Below are 23,251 nucleotides of genomic sequence, written 5' to 3' on the forward strand. Positions count from 1 at the left end.
CAAATGAACATCGTCAAGAGTCCCGCGCAGATTGTCTGGCGGTACGTGGCATCTCTCTCAGGTGTTGGATTGGCGTTGGGAGCATTGTTCTTCGCAGCCGCGCTTACGCCGACGCTCGTCCCAAGAAGCTATTTAATCCAGGGAGTCCTTGCCGGCACCTGCTTTGCGATCGGTTACGAGCTGGGCGTGCTCTGGCGCTGGCTATGGCGCTATCTCGAACTTCCCGAGCCATCGCCACGAATCCGATCGGCGGCCAACGTGGCGGTTGCGGTCGGCTGCTTCGTCACGGTCATCTTGTTTCTCTGGCGGGCGGTGGAATGGCAGAATTCGATCCGTAGCGCCATGAACATGGAGCTGGTTGAAACCGCCCATCCCGCCAAAGTCTCCGTGATCGCGCTCATCACGTTTTTCGCACTGTTTTGGCTGGCGAAATCGTTCAAGCTGGTAACCAGTTTTGTCTCCGGCCGGATCCGGCGGTTCGTTCCTAGGAAGATCGCGAACTTCGTCGGCCTTCTCGTGGCCGTCCTGCTGATCTGGTCGACCGCCACCAATCTGCTTATCCGCGCCGCCTTTAGCGCGTTGGATTCTTCGTTCCGGGAATTTGACGCCCTATTTGAACCGGAGCGACCTCAGCCGGGCGAAGCCACCAGAACGGGGAGTGCAGCGTCGCTGGTGAAATGGAATGAGCTCGGCCGTGCCGGACGGGAGTTCGTGGCTTCCGGACCGACCGCCGCGCAGATCGCCGCATTCACCGGCCGTCCCGCCCGGAATCCGCTCCGCGTCTACGTGGGATTGCGCGGCGCAGACACCGCGCGTGGGCGCGCGGAATTGGCGCTTGGCGAGCTCAAGCGCCAGGGAGGCTTTGAGCGGTCCGTGCTCATCGTCGTTACTCCGACGGGAACCGGCTGGATCGACCCGGCTGCAATGGATACGATCGAGTATCTCGCCGATGGCGACGTTGCCAGCGTTGCCGTGCAGTATTCCTATCTCAACAGTCCCTTGTCCCTGCTGTTTCAACCGGAATACGGCGCGGAAGCCGCACGTGCCCTGTTTGCCGTGATTTATGGGCACTGGACGACGCTGCCGAAGGAACGCCGGCCAAGATTATATCTGCATGGCCTTAGCCTCGGCGCCATGAACTCGCAAGACTCCGCTGAGTTGTTCGAGACGATCGGCGATCCGATCGCTGGGGCTCTCTGGAGCGGCTCACCTTTTACGAGTCGGATCTGGCGCTCGATCACCGCGAACCGCAATGCCGCCTCTCCTGCCTGGCTGCCGGAATTTCGTGACGGCCGCTTCGTGCGGTTTATGAACCAGAACGGGCCGACGGTCGCCCCCAGTACGCCGTGGGGGCCGATGCGCGTCGTCTTCCTTCAATATGCAAGTGACCCGATCGTGTTCTTTGACTATCACTATGCCTACCAGCGCCCGACCTGGATCAATGCACCGCGGGGTCCGGACGTTTCAGCCGAACTGCGATGGTATCCGGTCGTGACTATGCTGCAGATCGCCGTTGATATGGCGGTCGCAACGGGCACGCCACTCGGTTATGGCCATGTCTACGCGCCAGAACACTATGTCGATGCATGGGTTGCCCTGGCCAATCTCCGAAATTGGTCGGGCGAGGCACTTGGAAGACTTAAGATTCATCTCGGAAAGGCTGCGAACGTCTCTGCCGGCGCCAGCGGCGATAATCCCTACTCCGACAGGGGAGGATAATGGCCGCTTGCGTTGCGCTCAATGCTTCGGCACCGAGAATTGGTCACTCGGCCATCTGTACCGTTTTTCACTTCGACAAGATCAAGTTGACCTCAGCTTTGTCAACGATATCGGCGAGTGCGAGGAATTCTTCGCTGATCGTTCAAGCTGTCGTGCAGGCGGGTTGGGTTTTCTGGTCAACCACACCTTCGATCTGCATCGCCTGCCAGCCGTTCTGCAGTGGCGCACACATCCGCTTCTCTTGCGCCTGGCTCCGCTGCCTTTAGTGAGATCTTGTTTGATGTCCCGGTGCACACGCCGTGCACACGACACCAATTAACAAATTGAAAACACTGAACTCTCGCTCCAATCCATCACTGGACAAGCCGCCGCGCCACTCGTGTCGTGCCATCCGCCGACAGTCAATCAGGAGTCAGCAGCTGCTGAGGCGTCCGAATGACGCCCCTCTTTATCGGGTGCTGTTGGCCGTGGGCTAAAGAAGACCGTTTGAAAAATCAGATGCTCAAACGGCCTTGCTGGCTAAGGCATTGATTTGGTGGGCGCACCAGGGCTCGAACCTGGGACCCGCTGATTAAGAGTCAGCCACCGGTCAAATACAATCAATGGCTTATCGGTCGCACTGTTGCGCTTATCCGGCCGTAGATGGACATTCGTCGCACACCACATTCCACGCCCACCTACAGAGGCCGATTGGAGGCGGTCAATATCCCTTGACGATCTTTTTAGAGCCGGTTTGGTTCGGCTGGAATCGCAATCGCCTCAGCGGTTTTACCGTCGACGGCGGATCAGTCGCATTGACATGCGTCGAGGTTCGAGCCGGGAGACCGCTACATGGCTAAACACACTACCATGGAGGCGCTGTTCTCTTACCGCAGGGCAGCTTAACTCCCGACCTCGCGCCTTGATGGCCCGGCAGTAGCCGCCGTTCTTACGCGGTCCACGCAGGCCGGTGCGTCGACGTAAAATTCACGTTCCGACAGAACCGCTGATTAAGAGTCAGCCACGAATTAGGAACGACCAATGATTAGGCGGTCGCCCCTGAGCATATCGAAATTGGCATCCATCGCATAAGTCCTTCCATGACACTTTCCTATTCCCGGAAGACGAACAAACGATAGGCTTGGCAGGGATCAGCTGAGATGTCCGCGAGCCTGCCGAACTCCAGTTAGCCGGCTGATTGTGCTTTGCAGTGCCGTCGGACAGGCACACCTCCACAATGGGAACCATATCTGGCGTAACCGGTTGAACTCCTGTTGAGTTTTGCAAACAGCTGGGCACCAGCCGGCACGAGGCCTAGCGCCGGACATCCGTGGGGGACGAATCCCATGATGGACCACGCGACCAGAGTTGGTAATCGATTGTTAGCAGCGTTGCCGCCGGCAGATTTCGCTTTGCTTGCGCCTCACCTGCGGAAAATCGTGCTCGAACGCGACGCCGTACCGATCCGATCGGGTGATCGGATCGACCACCTTCTCTTCCCCTGTGGCGGTGCGGTTACGTTTATCGTGGAGTTGCCGAACGGTCAGAGTGTCGCCGTAGCGGTGATCGGTCATGAAGGTGCGATCGGCCTGACGTCGGCGCTTGGCACATCCCACTCACCCGTGACGGTGGTGGTTCGCGTACCAGGGCCCGTGCTGCAGATTCCGGCGGCGCAATTTTTGTCAGCTCTGGGTCGCAGCCCCGCGATCGCATCCATGGTGCAGATTTTCACGAGATCGCTGCTGACACAGGTTCAGCACGTCGCGGCTTGCAATGCACTACATTCCGTCGAAGCCCGGATGGCCTGCTGGCTGCTTCAAATTCACGACCGGGCGAATGGCAGCACCCCCCTCCCTTTGACGCAGGAAACTATGTCGGAGCTACTGGGCGTCCGGCGCACCACCGTCACGCATGTTGTGAGGGCGTTGCGCGCGTCAAGAGCGTTGAAATCCAACCGCCGCGGTCAGCTCGAGATTGACCGGCCGCGGCTCGAAGCCGTGGCGTGCGAGTGCTACAAGGTGATGAGCCGCAGGATCGATCGGATAATTTCGCGTGGCGGAGCAGGACTTCTTCACGCCGCGCCGGCGCGAGACGCGTGCCAGCCGCCCGGCAACCGACTATCCAGGGCAGGCTCGTAGACCCAGGCCTCTCGCGCGAACCACTCGTGTGTAGCCGCGCAGACCCGGCAATAGGTGCGCGAAAAGAATACCGCGCTGCAGCGAAACCTTTCGCGATCAATTTCGATACCCGTCGAAATAGCGTCGCCCGTTTCCGGGCACTTGATCATCACCACACCCATCTTGATTTCCTGCAACTAGTTGCGGACTCTGGGCACGCTGGTCCGCCATCGACTGGACCGAGCGTCCCTCGTCGCGGAGACGCCCTCCAGCCGATCCGCGCGGCCGGTAGCCTCGGTTCAGACGGTCTTGTGCAGCACTCTGTTGAAGTTGGCCTTGATGGGCTCGGTCGTCTCGATCGCAACTTTTTGCGCGAGATCCCAAAGCTCCCGATTCTGTGCGGAAACGACTTCGAAAGCCTCGCGGCTTCGGGCGGTCGAAAGATGCACGATATCCAGCAGCGATCTGGTCTCAGCGAGCCGGGATAAGAACTCCAGGGTGGCGCTGATATTGTCTTTCGAAATCTCGATGACCTTGGCGCCGTAATCGACGGCCCCTCTGGCGTTCATAGAGCAGGCTTCACGGAGAATGTCGCTGATCTCCTCGGAAGTCGCCTTCATGCTCGCGATATTTTTCTTGGTCTGTGCGGCGCCCTCGACGAAGCCACGGAGGAGTTCCTGGAAATTCAAAAACGGCAAATCGAACCTTGGGTTTGCACCATTCGTGTTCTCATTCACCGCATCGGCCTGCGTTTCGACTTTCACATCGGCATCATTCACGAGCTTTCATCCTTTCAAGCGAAACTAGTTAATGGATTGAAGACTCCCCGCTCCCGGCACGTACTGCGCCAGGAAACCAGCGCCCCTGTTCTCGGCGTGACGGGAGGCTGCTGCGGATGAACCGCTCGCCCCCTGCCGAAGCCGAATATCATCGATTAAATTCGAACCATCGGTTCGCTTTCGGACTCTCGCTGAAATAATTTGATGGGTTGCGACCAGGCGGAGCAGGCATAAGCTTTAAATCTGCGACGTTGCAGCGGCCGCTCGGGTGCACTCTGAGCTCGCGCGCCGTCCGAGATAGCGCGACCGGCGCAGCTCGCGCTGATGGTTCTCTTCTCGATCCACCCGGTCCCTGAGACTCTCAAGTTCTGCGAGTTGGGAGGCAAGCGCTTCGAGACGCTGGCGAAGAACAGCAGCGGGGTTGTCCACTCGAGCGCAGATTTTCATGTGAGGTCTCCTTGCAATATGTCCGCGAAAATTCCGCCGGCTTCGACGGTGGGCAAAAAAATATGCAATCACAGGAAAACGCGACTAGCATTCGGCGTGCTGCGTCGCCGATAACGATGCGGCGGCGCGTTAAGAGAGTACTCATGTGCCCAGGCGCGCGGCACGCTCCATTGGGCCAGGCTGCTCAGCATGCGATAACAGCAGGTCGAGCTGTTTTTAATGCTCGGAGCGGGTTGCGCTCGAAAGTCGAGTGGCGGCTCGCTCGCACTCGGGATTGTGGCTCCGCTCGTCGTCTTCATCTGCACAATCGACCCCTCCATATGCGGTTGGATTTCCGGAGTTCCCTCCCGTCGCGAAAGGTCCTTTGCCACCGGCCGCTCCGCCGGATCCGCCGCCACCACCGGATGGCCCTCCAGCAACAGATGCCCCACCACGCCGCCCCCCAGGTCCGCCACCGCCTCCAGGTGCCCCGCTGCCAGAGGACCCCGACACTGCAGAGGATGGGCGATCGTTGTCGAAGAACGACTGGCCCCTGTCGTCGCCATGCGTTGCTCCGTTCTGTCCGCCTGAACGCGCAATGGCCGTCGAAGTCAGCGATGTCGACAGCAGCAGCGTCATGACGGGCGGTGTCACGGCCGCGAATCTTCCGCAAGTTTTCAGGAACGCCCGCCGGTCGTCATCTTCATTGCCACCTTGGGTCACGATGCGCCCCTCGATTTAAATCGCTTTCATTCGTTCGTATTATATATTAAATAGACTTTCAACCAAAACTTTTGTTTGAAAGGTGGAGATTGCGAAGCGTGCGCCACCGGCAGATTGCCAGCATTTCCATGGCCTTGGGCTTGCTACCCCCGGCGCCGGAGCCCCAATCTGGAGTCTCAAATAACATTAATATGCATATATCTGATTTAACTTGGTTAAGGGCAGCGCACGACGGATGATGGCCATGCCACTGCAATTTCACCGGCCCATCGAGAACATGGAGATCTGGAGCGCGAGCGGCGATGGCTTCTCGTTTGTGATCAGCCTGGAGAGCCCTACCGGTCCAGGCTTTCACGGACGCTCCGGGTACTTGGCGAGTTGGCGACCACTCTACGAGAACAATGGCGCGATCAAGATCAGCGGGTCGCCCTTCCGAACATTGGCTGAGGCCGAAGGAGCCTGCCGCAACATGGCCGAGCATCTGCGCGCCGCAACCGATGCTCACCGCCCAGCATGATGCGATGTCCAGCTAACGCGTACGTTCCGGAAGGACATTGCCGCGCTTGACGTCCTCGTCGTTTCGAACCGCCGAATCCTGCTGTAGTAGGCCGGAAGGGGCGAGTTCACGTGCGGCCGCATGTTGCCCGTTTTGCGAAATTGCAAATGCCGCGAGAACTGTTCGATTGCTGATATCGAGCTTCTGGAAGATGTGGTGAAGGTGGACTTTGATCGTACCATCGGTAATGTTCAGGAAACGCCCAATCTCCTTGTTCGACAGCCCCTCCGATACAAGTCTCATGATCTGCCGCTCCCGGTCGGTCAGCTGCGTCGGAGCCTTTTCCTCACCGGTGTGAGACTCCCCACGGACCTCGCCACCTGTGCACGGCGACCGCGATGCTGGTCCCTGGCGTTCCGCAACCCTCCTTAGGGTCGCGACCAGCATCTCCGGCTCAGCATCTCTCGTGAGGACGAGGCAGGCGCGGCCCGCGGCCAGCGTCTGCAACCGTTGATCGCCGGCCTTTTCAGCGAAGAAAATGACCCGGGTACCTTGGCCAGCGGTGTTTGCGATAGCCAGAATGTCCGGTCGACTGATACTGGGCATTGCAATATCGACCAGTGCAATGTCGGGCACCAGAAGTCGGATGGCCCCAATGCAGCTTGCAGTATCGCCGCAGGCGGCCACGATCGCAAAATCGCGCTGCGCCGCAAGGACGCTGCTGATCCCCTGCAACACGATCGGGTGCCGATCCGCGATGACGACTCTGATGCGGCGCATGCTTCCCCTGCCTATTCCTGATACCCCGCGCGGCAGTTTTTATTCCTGCATTCACCTCAAGACACGCGGGAAGCACAACCAATCCGTCTGCCAAAACGCCGCACTGTCAATTCGTCACGGCGCATCGGCAACGCATGATGGCCACACCACTGTAACTCGCTTTGAGAATGCGTGCAGCACCGTAGGATTCCGGTCCTCCATGGAAAATCCGAAGCAGCGAATTCATCTACAAAACAGCGCCTTCTCAGCTGGCTACGATCTGCAAAACTCTCCCGCAGATCTGGCGGTCCAGTATGTGGCTGCCTTGTCAGGATTGGTTAACCGCGATCAAGCTCATCGCCGACCACTTATTACGAACGATATATAGTCACATTCATGATTCAAATCTAACATTCGACAAACTTGACCGGAGCGAGGCAGCTGAAAAGCCTCGACCCATAACACGAAGAGGAGGCCAAAAAGTAATACTATTCATCCAACAATATGAGGAATGGAAGTTTTTCAACCATTAATCAGACGTCTCGAACGACAACGGTTCTGCTTCGGCAGTAGCACCGATGAAAACCTGGTCAGCAAAGTTCGGGCGACATTTTCGCCAACCCGGCAAACTTCAATCTGGGGTCACGGGTCATCGCTGGTAACGAGTAGGTGGTCATATGTATTCTTCGGCTGTTTTGCGGCAAACGCATGAATCTCTGATCGTTCAATTCACCGAATTGCAGAATTTACGTAGTCGCGTGTCGATGGCCGAGCAGCGCCTGCTCGGCCCGATGCGAAGGGTCCGCCGGCGGAGACCGGCCGGGAGGCGACCGGCCGGTCGAAGGCACAGGCCCGGCTGGTAGCGCCAGAAGCACCGCACTGCACACTAGAGTCCTGTGCGCGGGCCGATCAGGCTTGCCCGACGGGGCTTTGACCTGATAAGCCCCCCTCCTATTTCAAATCGGAAGTAGTGGGGACGGCTTCCATGGGGAACGACGAGTGGGCATCCACGGCCACAGCCGAGCTGTGGCGGCTTTACGATGAGGTGACGGCTGTTCTTAGTCGGAGAATGATTGCGGAAAAAGCCAAGCTCGAAGAGCGGCTTCGCAGGATCGAGGGAACTTCCGGGACCCCCAACGAGGAACGCGCGCGCCGCCCCTACCCGCCAGTGCTGCCGAAGTATCAAAATCCGAAAAACCCGTCCGAGACCTGGTCCGGTCGTGGCAAGCAACCCCGCTGGCTGAAGGCGCAGCTCCGAGCCGGCAAGAAGCTGAACGATTTGTTGATTAACCGCTCGTCCATCCACAAGCGCCGCCGGACCGGTTGAGCACGGCCCGGCCCGACGCCGTACACACCGCGACGGCGCGGCCGTCCATGGACCACGAAATCTAGCGATCGCGATCCTCTTTATTGTTAGGACTGCCGTCACCGCCGCCGTTGCCGTAGCCACTGTTGCCATGCACAATATGGCCGCCTGAACTGGCTATGGCGGCTGAAGTCAGAGAGGTAGACAGCAACAGCGTCATGGCTGGAGGGGTAACGGCAGCAAATTTTCCGCAGCTTTTCAAGAACGCACGACGGCCTTCGCCGTCGGCGTCGAGGTGGGTCATCAGTGCCCTCCTCCAATCGTCGCTGAGGTGAAAATAGGGCAGAATGGACATAAGTTAACTTTTTGATTCAGAATTTCAAATGCCGACGCGCAGTCACGGCATAATGCTCACCGGCCATTACTAGCTATGAGGCTACATTGCCGCACCGTCTCGGGCCCAGCGGTCGTCATTGACATTAATCGGCAATAATATAGTTATAAATACATTAATTAGCTCGGAAGCAACCTTCGCCAATAAAATCCTTTCGGCGCACAACGAGCTCAGGGTAGCTCGACTACGTATGCAGCGCACAAAGCATTACTCTCGCCAAGTGTAAAAACGAAAGTCAGTTCATGACCGGAACCGGGACCGGAGCAGCATTCGGGCAATTGCGGTCTGGCTTCGACACGGCTTTGCGACCAGGATTCTCGCTGCCGCGTCTGGGAGCCTTGATGAGCCGAGCGCTGACGGAAACGCTCTTAGACCTGTCGGAATTAACGGTTCTCACTGAGGCCGCGACCGGCGCATATGCCGTGACGGCCGTGCTGGCAGCGATGGCTGGAGCCAGGCACGTCTATGCCTTCACGAAACCTACGCGGCACGGCACACCGGGCGATGCCAGGCGACAGACTCTGGAGCTTGCAGATTCGGTCGGTGTGGCCGATCGCATCGACGTTTTGGAGCAGATCACCCCGGGTATTCTGAATCAAACGGATATTATAACCAACAGCGGCCATCTTCGGCCTCTTACCGGTGCGCTAATCGATAAGTTATCAAAGGAGGCCGTTATCGCCCTGATGTTTGAGGCTTGGGAATTTCGCGCCAGCGACCTCGACATGCAAGCGTGCTTGCGGCGCGGAATTCCGATTGTCGGCGTGAACGAACGCCACCCGGCAGTCGATGTCTTCTCGTTTCTCGGTCCACTGAGCGTAAAGCAACTTCACGATTGCGGTTTACCCGTTTACAAGAATCGCATTGGTGTGCTGTGTGACAATGACTTTGTTGGCTCGCTCCGCGCCGGTCTCGCGAACTCTGGAGCGAGCGTGGAAACCTTTGACAGCGTTCAAGCTGTGTATCGCGACGAGTGGGACGCAATCATCGTCGCGCTGCGACCGGCGGCTCAGCCTCGTATCGGTTCGCCGGAAGCAACGCACCTCGCTGCTTGCGCGCCCGCCGGCGGGGTTATCGTGCAATTTTGGGGCGATATGGATCGAACCGTATTGTCAGCAAATGGATTGGCCGTTTGGCCAACAGCGCCTCCCGCATTGGGGCACATGGGCATTCTCCTGTCGGAGATTGGCCCTGAACCGATCGTGAGACTGCAGGCAGGCGGCCTGCGCGCTGCCGAGTGCGTTCGGCGCAGTAGACCTATTTCGACTGACGGATTCGCGCAAATCGTTACTGAGCCCCTGATCAAGCTTTCGCCGATTCACACCCCGTCCTTGCCTCGATGAGTTCGATGAGTGTGCGCGTCGCGGAGGCGAGAAACACTATACGACGCATGTCGAACGCGACCGCGGGCGCGGGTGACGATACGGGAAGATACTGCCGCTCCCTGAAGTAAGCGATTGCGTCGTCGAACCGACCCACTTCGTATGCAAGATGATAGAATTTGCCGCCGCGCTTCAGGATGCCTTGCACCGGCGATTGTGCGTCGGCGGGCTCAATGAGTTCGAGGCGCGGACCGCCGCCTGACACGAACTGGATCCTAACCTGCTGGATCGGGTCCTCGATTATAGGGCCTTCAGGATTGTAGCCCACTATCGCGAGTTCCGGCAACTCCGCCGCGATGTTTCGGCACGCCATTCCCAAATGATGAAAATGCAAATCCATCTGCTATTCCTCCTTCCCTTGCGAGCGCAAGGAGACGGGTGCGTCCTGCGGGGCGGGGAAAAAAGACGCCTTGGTAAGGTTAGAATATCGGGACTGTAGAGGTCTTCGCGAGCGAGTAAATAATACGAATTTCGGTCGGGCGCCCCGCAGATGGGAGGGAGCAAAGGGTCCGTGATTTACGCACGGGCGATGGGTCCCCGAGCCCAATTTCCAGCGTGAAATCCGACGCCTCCAGAAGCTCGATGCGCTGCTTCCGCTGCTCTGGCCCGTTGCTAGAGGCAGTTAACCTTCCCGCGCATCAAGAAGCAGCGCCGACCAGGCCTGCTTTAACTGCGGATAATCTTCGCGCGACATCCGAAACGTAATCACGTCGTCGCCGTTCCACCAAGCCTTCGGCGAAATCTTTTCGATTTGGAAGCCAAGTCGAGTATGGAAGCTCTTCGCGGACTCGTTCTTGCTTTGCACGTTGGCCACGACGACCGAAAGCCCTAACTGCACGAATGCGAACGCGAAAAGGAGATCGAAGATCTCGGCCAGAAAGAGGCGCGCACCCGGATCGACGATCAACCGCGCCACCTCGCCGCGTTTTGCCGCGAAATCCAGGTTCGCAAGGGCGATGCTGGCAGCCGGTTTTCTCGAGCGCTTGAACTCCGCAATGAAATAGTAGTCGTCCGCCCTAGCCTGGTAGTTTCGGAAAAACTCTTCCTGCTGGGTCAAGGTCAGCTTTTCTCGAGTCATGAATTTGCCGAGAACGGGATCGTTCCGCCAAGCGATGATTTGCGCGGAGTCTTCCAGCCGGACCTCTCGGAGGACCAGGTTGTTTCCCTCGGGAGGCCGCTTGAGATTCTCAGCTTTGGCGGAAAGCGTGCCCGAGCTCGGCGGCTCCAATTCCATATGCGTCGTCATTTATTTATTTCGCCCTAATTCACACATTGAATATATTTAAATTGACCTGAGCACTAGCATTATTTAATGTTCCTGATGATAAAATGATGCTTCTTTCCTGGGTGGAGGCTCGCCATTCTCGCTGCTGTCCCTGTCTTGCCGGTCCGGCATGTAAATGATGCCGAGCTCAAGTCCTTAGCGGTGTCCGGCGATGCCGCGTTCTGGGGGCATCTCGCCGCCCGCTCACGGCAAGCCACGAGCTTTTCCGAAATGTTCTATCTGTCGACACTTCGAAAGAAGGCGAAGCTACATACGACTGAAAGTGTCCAGCCAAGACTCCGCCTCGCCTTAATCGGCGGCTACAATCTGTATCCGTTGCACGAATTGGTTGAACACCTCCTGGCCATTCGTGGAATCGAGTGCGAACGCTTCCTTGGCGAGTACGATAATTTCGTCTCAGAAGTCCTCGACGGCTCGAGTCCGCTGTACGCCTTCAAGGCGGACCTCGCCTTCATTCTGCCGAACGCGAACCACTGCCGCTTTTCGGGCGCGCTCCTCGACGCCGTGCAACATCAGCGCGAAGCTGTGGTCGGCGCCGCGGAGCAGCTCCTCAACCTCGCGCAGACTTTCATCGAACGCTCAGGTGCGGCAGTGATACTGGCAAATTTTGCGCTGCCCGGCGGCCTCGATCTCGGCTCGTTTCGTTCACGCACGCTTGGCGCCGATTGGAGTTTCCGCAAGGCGGTGAACCTTGAGCTCGGGCTCCGGGCTCCAGCTGAGGTGCAAATCTGCGACGTCGAGTTCCTCTCGGCACGCCGAGGGATCACGGCCGCGGAGGATGCGCGAGCATGGTACGAATCGAAGCAGCCCGGCTCACCTGATTTTCTAGTGGACGTCGCGCAAGAGCTAGGCCACCTGATCGCCTCCCGTAAGCAAAGCCCTAAGAAGGTGCTGGCGCTGGATCTCGATCAGACGCTATGGGGCGGCGTGATCGCGGAGGACGGTATCGAGGGAATCGAACTTGGGGACTCGTCTCCCCGCGGCGAAGCTTTCAAGGCTTTCCAGAAGTATCTCCTTTCGCTTTCCGAACGCGGCGTCCTCCTTGCGGTGTGCAGCAAGAACGACCATGCGCGCGCGATCGAGGTATTCGAAAAGCATCCCGAGATGGTTCTCCGGCTGGAGCACTTCGCCGCCTTCAAAGCCAATTGGGACCCGAAGTCCGACAACCTGCAGCGGATCGCGGATGAACTCCGCGTTGGCGTGGACAGCTTTGTCTTCGCCGATGACAACCCGGCGGAGATCGAGATTGTGCGACAGTTTCAGCCTCAGGTCCAAGGCGTGCTCCTCGGGCCGGATCCCGCCGAATTCATCGGCCGCCTCCAGGCGGGACGCCATTTCGAGCCGCGGACCGTCACGGCGGAGGATCTCGGACGGACTGCGCAGTACAACCAGGAACGGCGACGTACGGAGCTCGCGGCGAGCGTGACCGACATGCCAGCCTACCTCGCCTCGCTCGAGATGCGAGGCACGATCAAGGAGTTCGACGCGCTCGACCTGCCCCGCATTGCGCAGCTGATCGCGCGCAGCAACCAGTTCAACCTGACAACGGTTCGCCGATCCGAAACCGATATCCAGGGGCTGATGAGCAGACCGGACTACCGGTGCTTCACGATGCGGCTCGAAGACCGGTTCGGTGATTCCGGGCTCATCTGCGTGGTCATTGCTAAGGTCGAGGACGGCGTCCTCGTGCTCGACACCTGGCTCATGAGCTGCCGCGTGCTCAAGCGCCAGGTCGAGGACGAGATCATGAATGAGATTTTTCGGCTTGCAGAGGTCGCCGGCTGCGCAAGAGTGCGCGGCATTTATCTTCCGACGGCCAAGAACGGGATCGTCGCCGGAATCTACAAGGCGTTTGGCTTCGTGCGTACGGAAGACTCCGCCGCCCGAAAAGAGTTCGAGCTCGAGGTGGGGAAGTATCAGGTGCGTTCGACAAAGATACGCGTAACCCGGAGGGCTTATGAAGCAGGCTGAAGTACTGGCGAAATTGCAGGAGGTATTCGACGGCATCTTCCTCGAGAAGGTCGCGGCCAAGCCCGAGCTCTCGGCGGCGGACGTCGAGGAGTGGGACTCGCTCATGCAGATCTCGCTCGTCATCGCCGTCGAGCAGAAGTTTCGCGTACGATTCCGCGTTGGCGAGGTCGAGGCGGCGCGGACTCTGGGTGAATTCGCCGATCTGATCGCGAAACGGATGGAGGCATAAAAGCTAGATGTCGAAGGCGAAGGCGGGAATACGCGGCGCCACCCGGTTTTGGCATCCCGCGTCCCGATCTTTCGCGTACGCGGCACCACATCGCAAAACTCTCCCCGCGAAGCCCCGCCAGGCCGTCGTTCATGCGGCGGAGGCCGACAGCGAACACACCCTTCAAGAGAAGTTGACATCCGTGCACACGCGGGTTGCTTCACAAGCGGAATAATAAATATAATATTTAAAACACTTAACTTCGCGTTCAGTTAAATCACCGAGTGCAGGAATCGACTTGCGCGGAGAACAAAATGGCAAGTTTGTTCACCACCCAGACACCGTCCATCGCCAACGCCACCGACGGGGTGGGGGCGGACTATGAGCTCGGGATGCGCTTCGCCGCCGACGCGTCCGGCGTGATCCAGGCGATCCGGTACTACAAGGCCTCGAACGAGACCGGCACCCATATCGGCCACATCTGGTCGGCGACGGGCCAGGAGCTGGCAACCGTCACGTTCACCAACGAAGGCGCCTCCGGCTGGCAGCAGCAGGCACTCGCCACGCCGCTCACCATCACGGCCGGTACGACCTACGTGGTCTCGGTCAATATCAACAGCTACTACGTCTCCACCACGCAAGGCTTCGCCTCCGGCATCAGTAATGGCGGCCTGAACGCGCCGGTCGGCGCCGGCGTCTTCGACTACACCAAAGGCGTCTTCCCGAGCGCCACCTATCAGAATGCGAACTACTTCCGCGACGTCGTGTTCGCTGCGAGCGGGACCCAACCCACCAATCACCCGGGCACGGTGAGCATCAACGGCACGCCGACGCAGAACCAGACCTTGACCGCGACGGTGAGCGATGCCGATGGCCTGCCGGGCAGCATCACCTATCAATGGCAGCGAAGCACGGACGGCACCACGTGGAGCAACATCACGGGCGCGACGGCGAGCACGCTGACTCTCGGGCAGGCCCAGGTCGGCGGCTTCATACGTGTCAGCGCCGTCTACACGGACTCCCTGGGCAGCAGCGAGACCCCGGTGAGCGCCGCGACCGCCACGAAAGTGGCCAATGTCAACGACGTCGGCGTCGTCACGATCAACGGCACGGCGACCCAGAACCAGACGCTGACGGCCAGCGTCGCCGATCCCGACGGCGTCCCGGCCAGCATCACCTATCGCTGGCAGAGCAGCCCCGACGGCACCACCTGGACGAATCTGTCCGCCACCACCTCGAGCCTCACCCTCGATAGCAGCCTGGTCGGCAAGCGGATCCGGGTCAATGCCACCTACACCGACCAGCTCGGCACCGGCGAGAACGCAACCAGCAGTGCCACGGCGACGGTTGCCGCTGCGAGTGCCACCACCCTGTTCACCACCCAGACGCCGGCCAACACCAATGCCACCGACGGGATCGGGGCGGACTACGAGCTGGGGATGCGCTTCACCGCCAACGCCTCCGGCGCGATCCAGGCGATCCGGTACTACAAGGCCTCGAACGAGACCGGCACCCATATCGGCCACATCTGGTCGGCGACGGGCCAGGAGCTGGCAACCGTCACGTTCACCAACGAAGGCGCCTCCGGCTGGCAGCAGCAGGCACTCGCCACGCCGCTCACCATCACGGCCGGTACGACCTACGTGGTCTCGGTCAATATCAACAGCTACTACGTCTCCACCACGCAAGGCTTCGCCTCCGGCATCAGTAATGGCGGCCTGAACGCGCCGGTCGGCGCCGGCGTCTTCGACTACACCAAAGGCGTCTTCCCGAGCGCCATCTATCAGAATGCGAACTACTTCCGCGACGTCGTGTTCGCTGCGAGCGGGACCCAACCCACCAATCACCCGGGCACGGTGAGCATCAGCGGCACGCCGACGCAGAACCAGACCTTGACCGCGACGGTGAGCGATGCCGATGGCCTGCCGGGCAGCATCACCTATCAATGGCAGCGAAGCACGGACGGCACCACGTGGAGCAACATCACGGGCGCGACGGCGAGCACGCTGACCCTCGGGCAGGCCCAGGTCGGCGGCTTCATACGTGTCAGCGCCGTCTACACGGACTCCCTGGGCAGCAACGAGACCCCGGTGAGCGCCGCGACCGCCACGAAAGTGGCCAATGTCAACGACGTCGGCGTCGTCACGATCAACGGCACGGCGACCCAGAACCAGACGCTGACGGCCAGCGTCGCCGATCCCGACGGCGTCCCGGCCAGCATCACCTATCGCTGGCAGAGCAGCCCCGACGGCACCACCTGGACGAATCTGTCCGCCACCACCTCGAGCCTCACCCTCGATAGCAGCCTGGTCGGCAAGCGGATCCGGGTCAATGCCACCTACACCGACCAACTCGGCACCGGCGAGAACGCAACCAGCAGTGCCACGGCGACGGTTGCCGCTGCGAGTGCCACCACCACCCTGTTCACCACCCAGACCCCATCCATCACCAATGCCACCGACGGGATAGGGGCGGATTATGAGCTGGGGATGCGCTTCACCAGCGACGCTTCCGGCGTGATCCAGGCGATCCGGTACTACAAGGCCTCGAACGAGACCGGCACCCATATCGGCCACATCTGGTCGGCAACGGGCCAAGAGCTGGCGACGGTCATCTTCACCAACGAAGGCGCCTCCGGCTGGCAGCAGCAGGCGCTCGCCACGCCGCTCACCATCACGGCCGGTACGACCTACGTGGTCTCGGTCAATATCAACAGCTACTACGTCTCCACCCCCCAAAACTTCGCGTTCGGCATCAACAATGGTGGCCTGAACGCTCCGGCCGGCGCCGGCGTCTTCGACTACACCGCGGGCGTCTTCCCGACCGCCGTCTACCAGAATACAAACTATTTCCGCGACGTCGTCTTCGCTCCATCCAACGTCATCGCACTCCTTAACAGTTCTACGATCTATGTCAGTGAAGCGGCCGGCACGGCCACCATCACCGTCGTACGCTCCGGCGACCTCCAGTCTCAAAACACCGTTGAGTACACGACGAACGAAATCGGCACCGCCGGAACTGCGACGGCTGGATCGGACTTCATCCAGCCCACCTTCAATGGTCGAGCGAACACCGGCCAGATCGTGTTCGCACCGGGGGAGAGCACCAAGAGCTTCACCGTCTCCATCGTCAACGATCAGCTTACCGAGGGCAACGAAACGTTCGCCGTCGGGATTCAAAATCCCGGCTCCGGATCCCTCGGAGCCCCACGCACGGTGCTCGTAACCATCGTCGACGACGACTCACCCGCCTCGATCGCAATGGCGGACGTCGTGGTGAGTGTCGCGGAGAGTACCCCCATGGCGACGATGACGCTGCTGCGCAGCGGGAACGTCAATCAAGCAGCCACGGTCGGCTTCACGACGAGCAACGGCAGCGCACTCGCAGGATCCGATTACACGACCACGTCCGGCACGGTGACCTTTGCTGCTGGCCAGGTGAGCCAAACCATCTCGGTGCCGATCATCAACGATACGACGCCGGAGAACGACGAAACCTTCACCGTCACCTTGAGCAACCCGACGGGCGCCACTCTCGGCACTCAGGCAACAACGACAGTGAAGATCCTGGATAATGACAACCCCGCTCTCGGCAATCTGGTGGGCGAGACAGCGGTGACGGGGCTGAACCAACCATCGGCGATGGACTGGACTCCCGACGGCCGCTACATGCTGGTCGCGCAGAAGGACGGCGTAGTGCGCGTGGTGGACAACGGCACATTGCGATCGACTCCGCTCATCGACCTTTCGAGCGAGGTCAATGATTTCGGTGATCGCGGGCTGCTGGGGATCGCGGTGAACCCGAATTTCGCAAGCAACCACTATGTCTACCTGCTCTACACCTACGATCCGCCCGAGACGGCGGGCCAGAGCGGTCTCGCGGCCGCCGATCAGGGCGGCAACCGACCTGATCGGCTGGTGAGGGTCACCGTCGACCCCACCACAATGATCGCCGATCCGTCCAGTGAAGTGGTGTTGGTCGGCAAGAACAGCATCTGGGCCTATACCAGCCGTCCCGACGCGAACAGCGGCGGCGATCCCAGCATCGTTCCTTCCGGGATTGTCAACGGCACCACAATCACAGCTCCCGCGAGTCAGATCGAGGTTGGATCTCAGGACAACGATCCCGATCGGCCCGGAATCCAGAACCAGAACATCCGTGATTACATTGCGACCGACAGCGATTCGCATTCTATCGGTGCCGTTCATTTCGGCCCCGACGGCTATCTCTACCTCACGGTCGGGGATGGCACATCGTACAACTTCGTCGATCCCCGCGCAGTGCGGGTCCAAGACATCCACAATCTCTCGGGCAAGCTCTTGCGGATCGATCCCATCACAGGCGAGGGAGCGCCCGGCAATCCGTATTATCAGGCCGGCGATCCAAACAGCAATCAGTCGAAAGTGTTTTACTACGGCGCCCGCAACGCGTACCGCTTCAGCTTCGATCCCGTCACGAATTTGCCTGTAGTTGGAGATGTGGGCTGGAACAACTGGGAAGAGATCGATACGGGGCCCGCCGGCTCGAATTTCGGATGGCCCTATTTTGAAGGTCCGAACAAAACCGCCAGCTACCAGGACCTCGCCCAGGCGATCACCTTCTACAATAATGGCAACCGTAACAATACGTCGGACCCGCCTGCCGTGTTCCCGATCTTGCCTCTGAGCCACGGGGCTCCGGACAACGCCCACGTGATCACTGCGGGGGATTTCTACAATCAGAACACGATGTTCTTCGACGACGTCTACAATGGAACGATCTACGCTGCGACATTGAATGCGAGCCGGCAGGTCGCAGGCGTCCAGTTGGTGGACAACGTACCAGGCATTGTGGACCTGCAGAAGGGGCCCGACGGTTGGCTCTACGGTGCCGATATATATGATGGCACCATCCGACGTTGGGTGGACCCCACGGCCGCCGCCGGGAACACGCTGGGGATCGCGGCGTCATAACGGCGGGCGCGCCGGCTCTCGACCATCGCCCGCGATCTGCGGGCGAACGTCGGTGCGGCCCCGGCTGAGGTGAGATGTCGAGAAGCTGCCACTCTTGAGAGTTATCTATACTTATACGTCGATGGGGATTCCGGCCGCGTGGCAGGAGCTCATGCTCCCGGTCGGCCAGTCGTCGCCCACAGTCGGCTGTCGCTCGGCATCTGCATGCGGACCCAGCCATACGGCACCCGCGACCACGGCTTGATCTCGGGCGTCAGATTGTCGAGGACCAGGTCGCCAGTCCTGGCGCGCACCACCAGCACAAGGTGATGGTCTCCAGAACTGGTGACCACTTCGCTCAATAGCAGGGCCCGTGCGGGCCAGCCGCGTTGCAGCAGTTCATGACGCTTGCTCACTGCGTAGTCGTTGCAATCACCGCGATCGGGGTTAACGATCCACTCCTCACCGGCAAGGCCGAGTTCATTGGGCTGCGGAGCAATGGCGCGGTTCACGGCGCGATTGATTGCTTTCAGCTCTGCCCACCGTTCCTTCGTCAACCGGGCCGGCCCACCGCGGAAGGAGCGCCGCGGGCGACATTCAGCCTCATAGCGCAGGCAAAACACCGTGTACGTGAGGGGCGGAAGCGTCGGGCGTCCCAACTCGATGTGCGCAAGAGCCGCTCGCGGCGCCGTCGGCACGGTCAACAATGCCGCATGCGCCCACTGAACGCCTCCGATCATGACAGCTACGGCTGCCGCGATGACTGGGCCCGAGGTTCGCTGCATCTGCCGATCCCCCTGCGTACGCCAAACTGAGGTCGGATCCACCGCCGACGCGGCGCGCGTCCCGATCGCGCGAAAATAATTATTTCGTATTATTTATTTAATATAATTCCACTTAATTAAATCGGCAAGAATAAATTAATAATCAAATTCGCGTTGAAAGTCGCTCAAACGGGCTGCAGTGACACCGGCGGCGCCTGCAAGGACAAATGCAAGGATGAATGGAACGGGAAGCCTTGCGGCTACAATCGTTCTCGATGGAAAGGCGCGGCAAGCGCGGCGCGGCACGGAACAGACGTGGTTCGCCGATCCAGCCAGGGCAAGAATTCAACCGCCCATATAATCATAACTGTTGATTTAATTATTCACCGAGGCCAAATCGTCAAACGGTGCTTCCTCGGGAAGGCAGATTCCATATGCCAGGTGAGCTACTCGTCATCCTGGGAGCTGAAGCTACGATACTTGTCTTCGTAGCGGCGATGACCCTGTACGCCAAGCGAATGGACGTACTGAACCGACGGTCGTTCGAGCGATCCGCAATCTCGCCCAGGCATCTGCCACGGTCGATCCGTCGAAAGCAGCGCGACCGCGGTTGATCAGGAGGTGGGTCGATCTCACCACGTTCGCCCCACCAAATCTCTTGCGGCGACCCGACATCTTCAGAACGCTGGTGTCGACTCTGCAAAGCAGACTGCAGACTCCGATCCGGCTTGTGACGCGCACTCGTCGGCCGAGCCCGCCCGCTGCCGATGCGCCCGGCCGCCCAGCCGTGCCTTCAGAGGCTGGCCGCAACGCCGGCGCCCACGGATAGGGCGCCCTCCTGGAATGCGCGCAGTCGAACGCTGCTATCTTCCGCGAAGACTCAGCGCTCCTTGAATGCGCGCCCCGCCTGATCGTGCAGCGGTTTGAGCAGGTAAGACAACGCGGTCCGACCGGCCGTCTTGATGAAGACCTCCACCGGCATGCCGGGCAACAGCTTGGCCGACCCGAGTTTCGCCAGCTCTTCCGGCTTCAGCAGAACGCGACCCGTGTAGTAACTGGTGCCGGCGCGCTGGTCCTGCGTGATGTCTGCCGAGACCATGCTGACCTCTCCGTCGATTTCGGGCGTGGTCTTCTGGTTGAACGCCGCGAAGCGCATTGTCGCGGTCTGCCCCATATAGACCTGGTCGATATCGCGCGGTGCGATCTTGACCTCGACCGCAAGCGAGTCCGCATCGGGCACGATCAGCATGATCTGCTCGCCGGGAGAGATCACACCTCCGACCGTGTGGACGCTCAGCTCGTGGACGCGACCGGTTTGCGGTGCCCTGATATCGATCCGATTCAATTGATCGACCGCCGCGGTCTTGCGCTCGCTCAGCTCGGAGAGCTTCGATCGCGTTTCGATCAGATCCTTGCCCACTTCCGTCCGCAGGTCCTGGTCGATCTGAATGATCTGGAGTCCGATTTCGGCAATCTTGCCCTTCGACTGCGCAATCATTCCTGCCAGCTGGCTGCGCTCGCCTTCGAGGCGAGCGGAATCCCGCTCGAGGGAATTGAGCCGCGTGATCGGCACCAGATTTTTTTGCCAGAGACTGCGCACGCCCTCCAGCTCCTGCCGGATAAATTCGACTTCCTTCTGCTTGGCCTCGGTCTGCCCCGTGAGGCCTTTGATCTCGTTTTCCAGCTGCGCGCTTTTCTCCTGCAACTGCGCTTTTTGGCCGCTCCGCGCCTGACGACGCAGCTCGAACAGCTTTCGCTCCGCAGTAATCGCACGGCTCGCCTCCGAGTTGCTCTCCTTGGCCCGGTCGAGCAGCACCTTGGGAAAGACAGCCTGCTCGGCGCCATCGCGCTCGGCCTCCAGACGAGCCTGCCGCGCGAACAGCTCATCGAGGCTGTTCGTGACGATGGTGGCATTCGCGAGCGTCTGCGTCTCGTCGAGGCGGATCAAAATATCCCCTGCATTAACCCGCGCGCCCTCCCGCACGCGCAACTCTCCCACGATCCCACCAGTGGAGTGCTGAACCTTCTTGACGCTCGAATCCACCACGACCACGCCTTGGGCGATCACCGCGCCCGACAATTGGGTCGTTGTCGCCCAACCGCCGACCCCAAAGGTTACAAAACCGAACATGATCATACCGACGATCATGTAACGCTGGATTGATTGCAGCGCCGGTGTCACCTGGTCGTTCATCGACCGCCTCCTTGAGTTTCCGCGACGACCTTGAGCGGTACTGGATTGCGCAACACTCTCTTGAGAACCTCCTCCCTCTTGCCGAAAGACTGAACCCTGCCTTCCCCGAGGCACAAGACATGGTCCACACCTTCCAGCGCCTTCGGACGATGCGCGACAACGGCGACAATCCCTCCCCGGCGGCGCACGTTCAGGATCGCCTCGGTCAAGGCCTCCTCGCCCTCGGCATCGAGATTGGAAGACGGCTCGTCAAGCACGACCAGGAAGGGCTTGCCGTAAAAGGCGCGCGCGAGCCCGATACGCTGCCGCTGTCCCGCCGACAGCGCCAGCCCTCCCTCGCCAATCTTCGTGCTGTAGCCGTCCGGAAGGGAGAGAATGAGGTCGTGCGCGCCCGCGGCATGTGAGGCTTCCAGAACAGCAGCGGCCGTTGCCTCCGGGTCGAACCGCGCAATGTTCATTGCGATGCTGCCGTCGAACAATTCGACGTCCTGAGGCAGATAGCCGATGTGCTTGCCGAGCGCGTCTGAAGACCAGTGATCGAGCGAAGCGTTGTCGAGCCGGATCCTGCCTCTAATGCACGGCCACACTCCCACCAGCGCGCGTGCCAGCGTCGATTTGCCGGACCCGCTCGGACCGATGATTCCAACCGCTTGCCCGCTCCGCAGCTGGAACGACACTTCGCTGAGGGTCGGCCTGTCGGAGTTCGGGGCGCCAATATAGAGGTGCTCCGCGGTGAGGGTTTCAACAGGCGCCGGCAATGCCAAGCGCTCCTCCTCGTTAGGCAGAAGCTTCAGCAAGTGATCGAGCCGTTGCCCCGATTGCCGCGCGGCGACAAATCCTTTCCAGTTCGCAATGGCCATTTCGACGGGCGCCAGTGCACGCGCGGTGAGAATCGATCCGGCGATGATGATGCCGGCGCTCGATTCCTGGTTGATGACGAGGACGGCACCAACGGCGAGAACCAGCGATTGCAAGATCGCCCGGAAGATCTTGGATGCGCCACCGAGTCCGTTTGCGACATCGCTGGCCCGCTCATGGGCCGCGAGGTACTTCGCGTTGACATCCCGCCAACGGAAAGCCGCTTGTTGCCGCATGCCCATGGCCTGCAGAACCTCGGCATTGCGCCGCCCCTCGAGCGCAAGGGCAGTTCGCGAAACGGCCAGGCGCGAGGACGCCTTTGCCGGCCCTCGGGTGCGTGTTTCCGTGAGCAGCGTAATGCCGACCAGCACCAGCGCGCCGGCCAGCGCAGTGACGCCAATCCAGAAGTGAAAGAGGAAGCAGACGCCGAGATAGATCGGCATCCAAGGCAGATCAAAGAGCGCCGTCGGCCCTCCGCTCGACAGGAAGCTGCGGACCTGATCAAGGTCCCGCACCGGCTGCAAGCCATCGCCATCGGCCCTGGTCTTGAGAGGCAGGCGAACAAGCGCGTCGAATATCCGAACACCGAGCCTTTCATCGAAATACCGGCCGACCCGGGCGCTGATCCTGTTCCTGACGAGGTCCAGCCCACCCTGAAACAGGTAAAGCACCGTCGCCAGAACCATCAAGGCGATCAGCGTCGGTATGCTGCGCCCGGGGAGCACCCGATCATAGACTTGCAGCATGAAAAACGACCCGGTGAGCATGAGGAGATTGCTCATCCCGCTGAAGGCCGCGAGAGCCCAGAAAATCCGGCGGCAAGACCGCAGGAAAGCCGACATCTCTGACTGCGACTCGTCATAGTCCTCCGCCGGCCGGGGTCGACCAGCGAATATCCGTCGCCGCAGGGCTTCGACCGAGCGCTTTGCCCAGCCGATCAGTTGCGGCGTCCGCAGTTCG

The 23,251-nt window shown here is 60.2% G+C and carries 17 protein-coding genes and 1 pseudogene; 9 read left to right on the forward strand and 9 right to left on the reverse strand.

The genetic code is table 11. From position 1 onward, the window contains the following. The first annotated feature begins 3 nt into the window (after positions 1 to 3). Positions 4 to 1,719 carry an alpha/beta hydrolase gene (locus ABIB66_RS22040; protein WP_354255571.1) on the forward strand — a complete coding sequence of 572 codons (1,716 nt, stop codon included), beginning with the start codon at positions 4 to 6 and terminating at the stop codon, positions 1,717 to 1,719. A gap of 1,325 nt (positions 1,720 to 3,044) precedes the next feature. After that, a complete protein-coding gene (locus ABIB66_RS22045; RefSeq protein WP_354255574.1) occupies positions 3,045 to 3,836 on the forward strand; it encodes a Crp/Fnr family transcriptional regulator in 792 nt (263 codons plus the stop codon). 278 nt (positions 3,837 to 4,114) lie between these two features. On the opposite strand, the gene ABIB66_RS22050 is transcribed toward ABIB66_RS22045, so the two are convergent. After that, the gene (locus ABIB66_RS22050) at positions 4,115 to 4,594 is read right to left on the reverse strand and encodes a phasin family protein (RefSeq protein ID WP_354255577.1); all 480 of its coding nucleotides are present in this window, start codon (positions 4,592 to 4,594) and stop codon (positions 4,115 to 4,117) included. A gap of 810 nt (positions 4,595 to 5,404) precedes the next feature. Beyond that, positions 5,405 to 5,659, reverse strand: a pseudogene (locus ABIB66_RS43610) (hypothetical protein); the annotation flags it as partial. A 319-nt stretch (positions 5,660 to 5,978) separates the two neighbouring features. Here ABIB66_RS43610 and ABIB66_RS22055 point away from each other — a divergent pair. Continuing rightward, on the forward strand, positions 5,979 to 6,260 hold the full coding sequence (locus ABIB66_RS22055; protein WP_502918332.1) for a hypothetical protein: 282 nt from the start codon (positions 5,979 to 5,981) through the stop codon (positions 6,258 to 6,260). A 12-nt stretch (positions 6,261 to 6,272) separates the two neighbouring features. Here ABIB66_RS22055 and ABIB66_RS22060 read toward each other — a convergent pair whose 3' ends face one another. Then, the gene (locus tag ABIB66_RS22060) at positions 6,273 to 7,019 is read right to left on the reverse strand and encodes a LuxR C-terminal-related transcriptional regulator (RefSeq protein ID WP_354255580.1); all 747 of its coding nucleotides are present in this window, start codon (positions 7,017 to 7,019) and stop codon (positions 6,273 to 6,275) included. On the opposite strand from ABIB66_RS22060, the gene ABIB66_RS22065 reads away from it, so the two are divergent. After that, the gene (locus tag ABIB66_RS22065) at positions 6,997 to 7,386 is read left to right on the forward strand and encodes a hypothetical protein (protein ID WP_354255583.1); all 390 of its coding nucleotides are present in this window, start codon (positions 6,997 to 6,999) and stop codon (positions 7,384 to 7,386) included. The two genes, ABIB66_RS22060 and ABIB66_RS22065, sit on opposite strands and share 23 nt — an antisense overlap. A gap of 597 nt (positions 7,387 to 7,983) precedes the next feature. Next, the gene (locus ABIB66_RS22070; protein ID WP_275173832.1) at positions 7,984 to 8,325 is read left to right on the forward strand and encodes an H-NS histone family protein; all 342 of its coding nucleotides are present in this window, start codon (positions 7,984 to 7,986) and stop codon (positions 8,323 to 8,325) included. 61 nt (positions 8,326 to 8,386) lie between these two features. Here ABIB66_RS22070 and ABIB66_RS22075 read toward each other — a convergent pair whose 3' ends face one another. Then, positions 8,387 to 8,608, reverse strand: a complete 222-nt coding sequence (locus ABIB66_RS22075; protein ID WP_275173830.1) for a hypothetical protein — start codon at positions 8,606 to 8,608, stop codon at positions 8,387 to 8,389. 332 nt (positions 8,609 to 8,940) lie between these two features. Here ABIB66_RS22075 and ABIB66_RS22080 point away from each other — a divergent pair, with 332 nt between their 5' ends. Continuing rightward, on the forward strand, positions 8,941 to 10,041 hold the full coding sequence (locus ABIB66_RS22080) for a hypothetical protein (RefSeq protein ID WP_354255588.1): 1,101 nt from the start codon (positions 8,941 to 8,943) through the stop codon (positions 10,039 to 10,041). On the opposite strand, the gene ABIB66_RS22085 is transcribed toward ABIB66_RS22080, so the two are convergent. Beyond that, on the reverse strand, positions 10,001 to 10,420 hold the full coding sequence (locus ABIB66_RS22085; protein WP_354255591.1) for a VOC family protein: 420 nt from the start codon (positions 10,418 to 10,420) through the stop codon (positions 10,001 to 10,003). The genes ABIB66_RS22080 and ABIB66_RS22085 overlap by 41 nt on opposite strands. A 282-nt stretch (positions 10,421 to 10,702) precedes the next feature. Continuing rightward, positions 10,703 to 11,326, reverse strand: coding sequence for a GNAT family N-acetyltransferase (locus tag ABIB66_RS22090; protein WP_275173825.1), 624 nt, complete (start codon positions 11,324 to 11,326; stop codon positions 10,703 to 10,705). Between the two features lie 180 nt (positions 11,327 to 11,506). Here ABIB66_RS22090 and ABIB66_RS22095 point away from each other — a divergent pair, with 180 nt between their 5' ends. From ABIB66_RS22095 to ABIB66_RS22105, 3 genes are all read left to right on the forward strand, one after another. After that, positions 11,507 to 13,336, forward strand: coding sequence for an HAD-IIIC family phosphatase (locus ABIB66_RS22095; RefSeq protein ID WP_354255594.1), 1,830 nt, complete (start codon positions 11,507 to 11,509; stop codon positions 13,334 to 13,336). Then, positions 13,323 to 13,565: an acyl carrier protein gene (locus ABIB66_RS22100; protein WP_275173821.1), complete on the forward strand. Its 243-nt coding sequence runs from the start codon at positions 13,323 to 13,325 to the stop codon at positions 13,563 to 13,565. The genes ABIB66_RS22095 and ABIB66_RS22100 overlap by 14 nt, the downstream gene beginning before the upstream one ends. 293 nt (positions 13,566 to 13,858) lie before the next feature. Further along, positions 13,859 to 18,496, forward strand: coding sequence for a DUF4082 domain-containing protein (locus tag ABIB66_RS22105; RefSeq protein WP_354255599.1), 4,638 nt, complete (start codon positions 13,859 to 13,861; stop codon positions 18,494 to 18,496). Between the two features lie 149 nt (positions 18,497 to 18,645). Here the strand turns inward: ABIB66_RS22105 and ABIB66_RS22110 are convergent, their stop codons facing one another. The 3 genes from ABIB66_RS22110 to ABIB66_RS22120 form a co-directional block, all read right to left on the reverse strand. Beyond that, complete coding sequence (locus ABIB66_RS22110; RefSeq protein WP_275173817.1) at positions 18,646 to 19,260, reverse strand: transglutaminase-like cysteine peptidase; 615 nt, start codon at positions 19,258 to 19,260, stop codon at positions 18,646 to 18,648. Positions 19,261 to 20,119: 859 nt separating this feature from the next. Beyond that, positions 20,120 to 21,433, reverse strand: a complete 1,314-nt coding sequence (locus tag ABIB66_RS22115; RefSeq protein WP_354255826.1) for an HlyD family type I secretion periplasmic adaptor subunit — start codon at positions 21,431 to 21,433, stop codon at positions 20,120 to 20,122. After that, on the reverse strand, positions 21,430 to 23,133 hold the full coding sequence (locus ABIB66_RS22120) for a type I secretion system permease/ATPase (RefSeq protein ID WP_275173814.1): 1,704 nt from the start codon (positions 23,131 to 23,133) through the stop codon (positions 21,430 to 21,432). Before ABIB66_RS22120 ends, ABIB66_RS22115 begins: the two co-directional genes overlap by 4 nt. Between the last annotated feature and the right edge of the window lie 118 nt (positions 23,134 to 23,251).

The organism is Bradyrhizobium sp. F1.13.3 (genome assembly GCF_040548265.1).
Classification (GTDB): domain Bacteria; phylum Pseudomonadota; class Alphaproteobacteria; order Rhizobiales; family Xanthobacteraceae; genus Bradyrhizobium.

Coding starts and splice junctions, on each gene's coding strand:
- ABIB66_RS22040 (WP_354255571.1), top strand. CDS start 4: ATGAACATCGTCAAGAGTCCCGCGCAGATTGTCTGGCGGTACGTGGCA.
- ABIB66_RS22045 (WP_354255574.1), top strand. CDS start 3,045: ATGATGGACCACGCGACCAGAGTTGGTAATCGATTGTTAGCAGCGTTG.
- ABIB66_RS22055 (WP_502918332.1), top strand. CDS start 5,979: ATGATGGCCATGCCACTGCAATTTCACCGGCCCATCGAGAACATGGAG.
- ABIB66_RS22065 (WP_354255583.1), top strand. CDS start 6,997: ATGACGACTCTGATGCGGCGCATGCTTCCCCTGCCTATTCCTGATACC.
- ABIB66_RS22060 (WP_354255580.1), bottom strand. CDS start 7,019: ATGCGCCGCATCAGAGTCGTCATCGCGGATCGGCACCCGATCGTGTTG.
- ABIB66_RS22070 (WP_275173832.1), top strand. CDS start 7,984: ATGGGGAACGACGAGTGGGCATCCACGGCCACAGCCGAGCTGTGGCGG.
- ABIB66_RS22075 (WP_275173830.1), bottom strand. CDS start 8,608: ATGACCCACCTCGACGCCGACGGCGAAGGCCGTCGTGCGTTCTTGAAA.
- ABIB66_RS22080 (WP_354255588.1), top strand. CDS start 8,941: ATGACCGGAACCGGGACCGGAGCAGCATTCGGGCAATTGCGGTCTGGC.
- ABIB66_RS22085 (WP_354255591.1), bottom strand. CDS start 10,420: ATGGATTTGCATTTTCATCATTTGGGAATGGCGTGCCGAAACATCGCG.
- ABIB66_RS22090 (WP_275173825.1), bottom strand. CDS start 11,326: ATGACGACGCATATGGAATTGGAGCCGCCGAGCTCGGGCACGCTTTCC.
- ABIB66_RS22100 (WP_275173821.1), top strand. CDS start 13,323: ATGAAGCAGGCTGAAGTACTGGCGAAATTGCAGGAGGTATTCGACGGC.
- ABIB66_RS22105 (WP_354255599.1), top strand. CDS start 13,859: ATGGCAAGTTTGTTCACCACCCAGACACCGTCCATCGCCAACGCCACC.
- ABIB66_RS22110 (WP_275173817.1), bottom strand. CDS start 19,260: ATGCAGCGAACCTCGGGCCCAGTCATCGCGGCAGCCGTAGCTGTCATG.
- ABIB66_RS22115 (WP_354255826.1), bottom strand. CDS start 21,433: ATGAACGACCAGGTGACACCGGCGCTGCAATCAATCCAGCGTTACATG.
- ABIB66_RS22120 (WP_275173814.1), bottom strand. CDS start 23,133: ATGTCGGCTTTCCTGCGGTCTTGCCGCCGGATTTTCTGGGCTCTCGCG.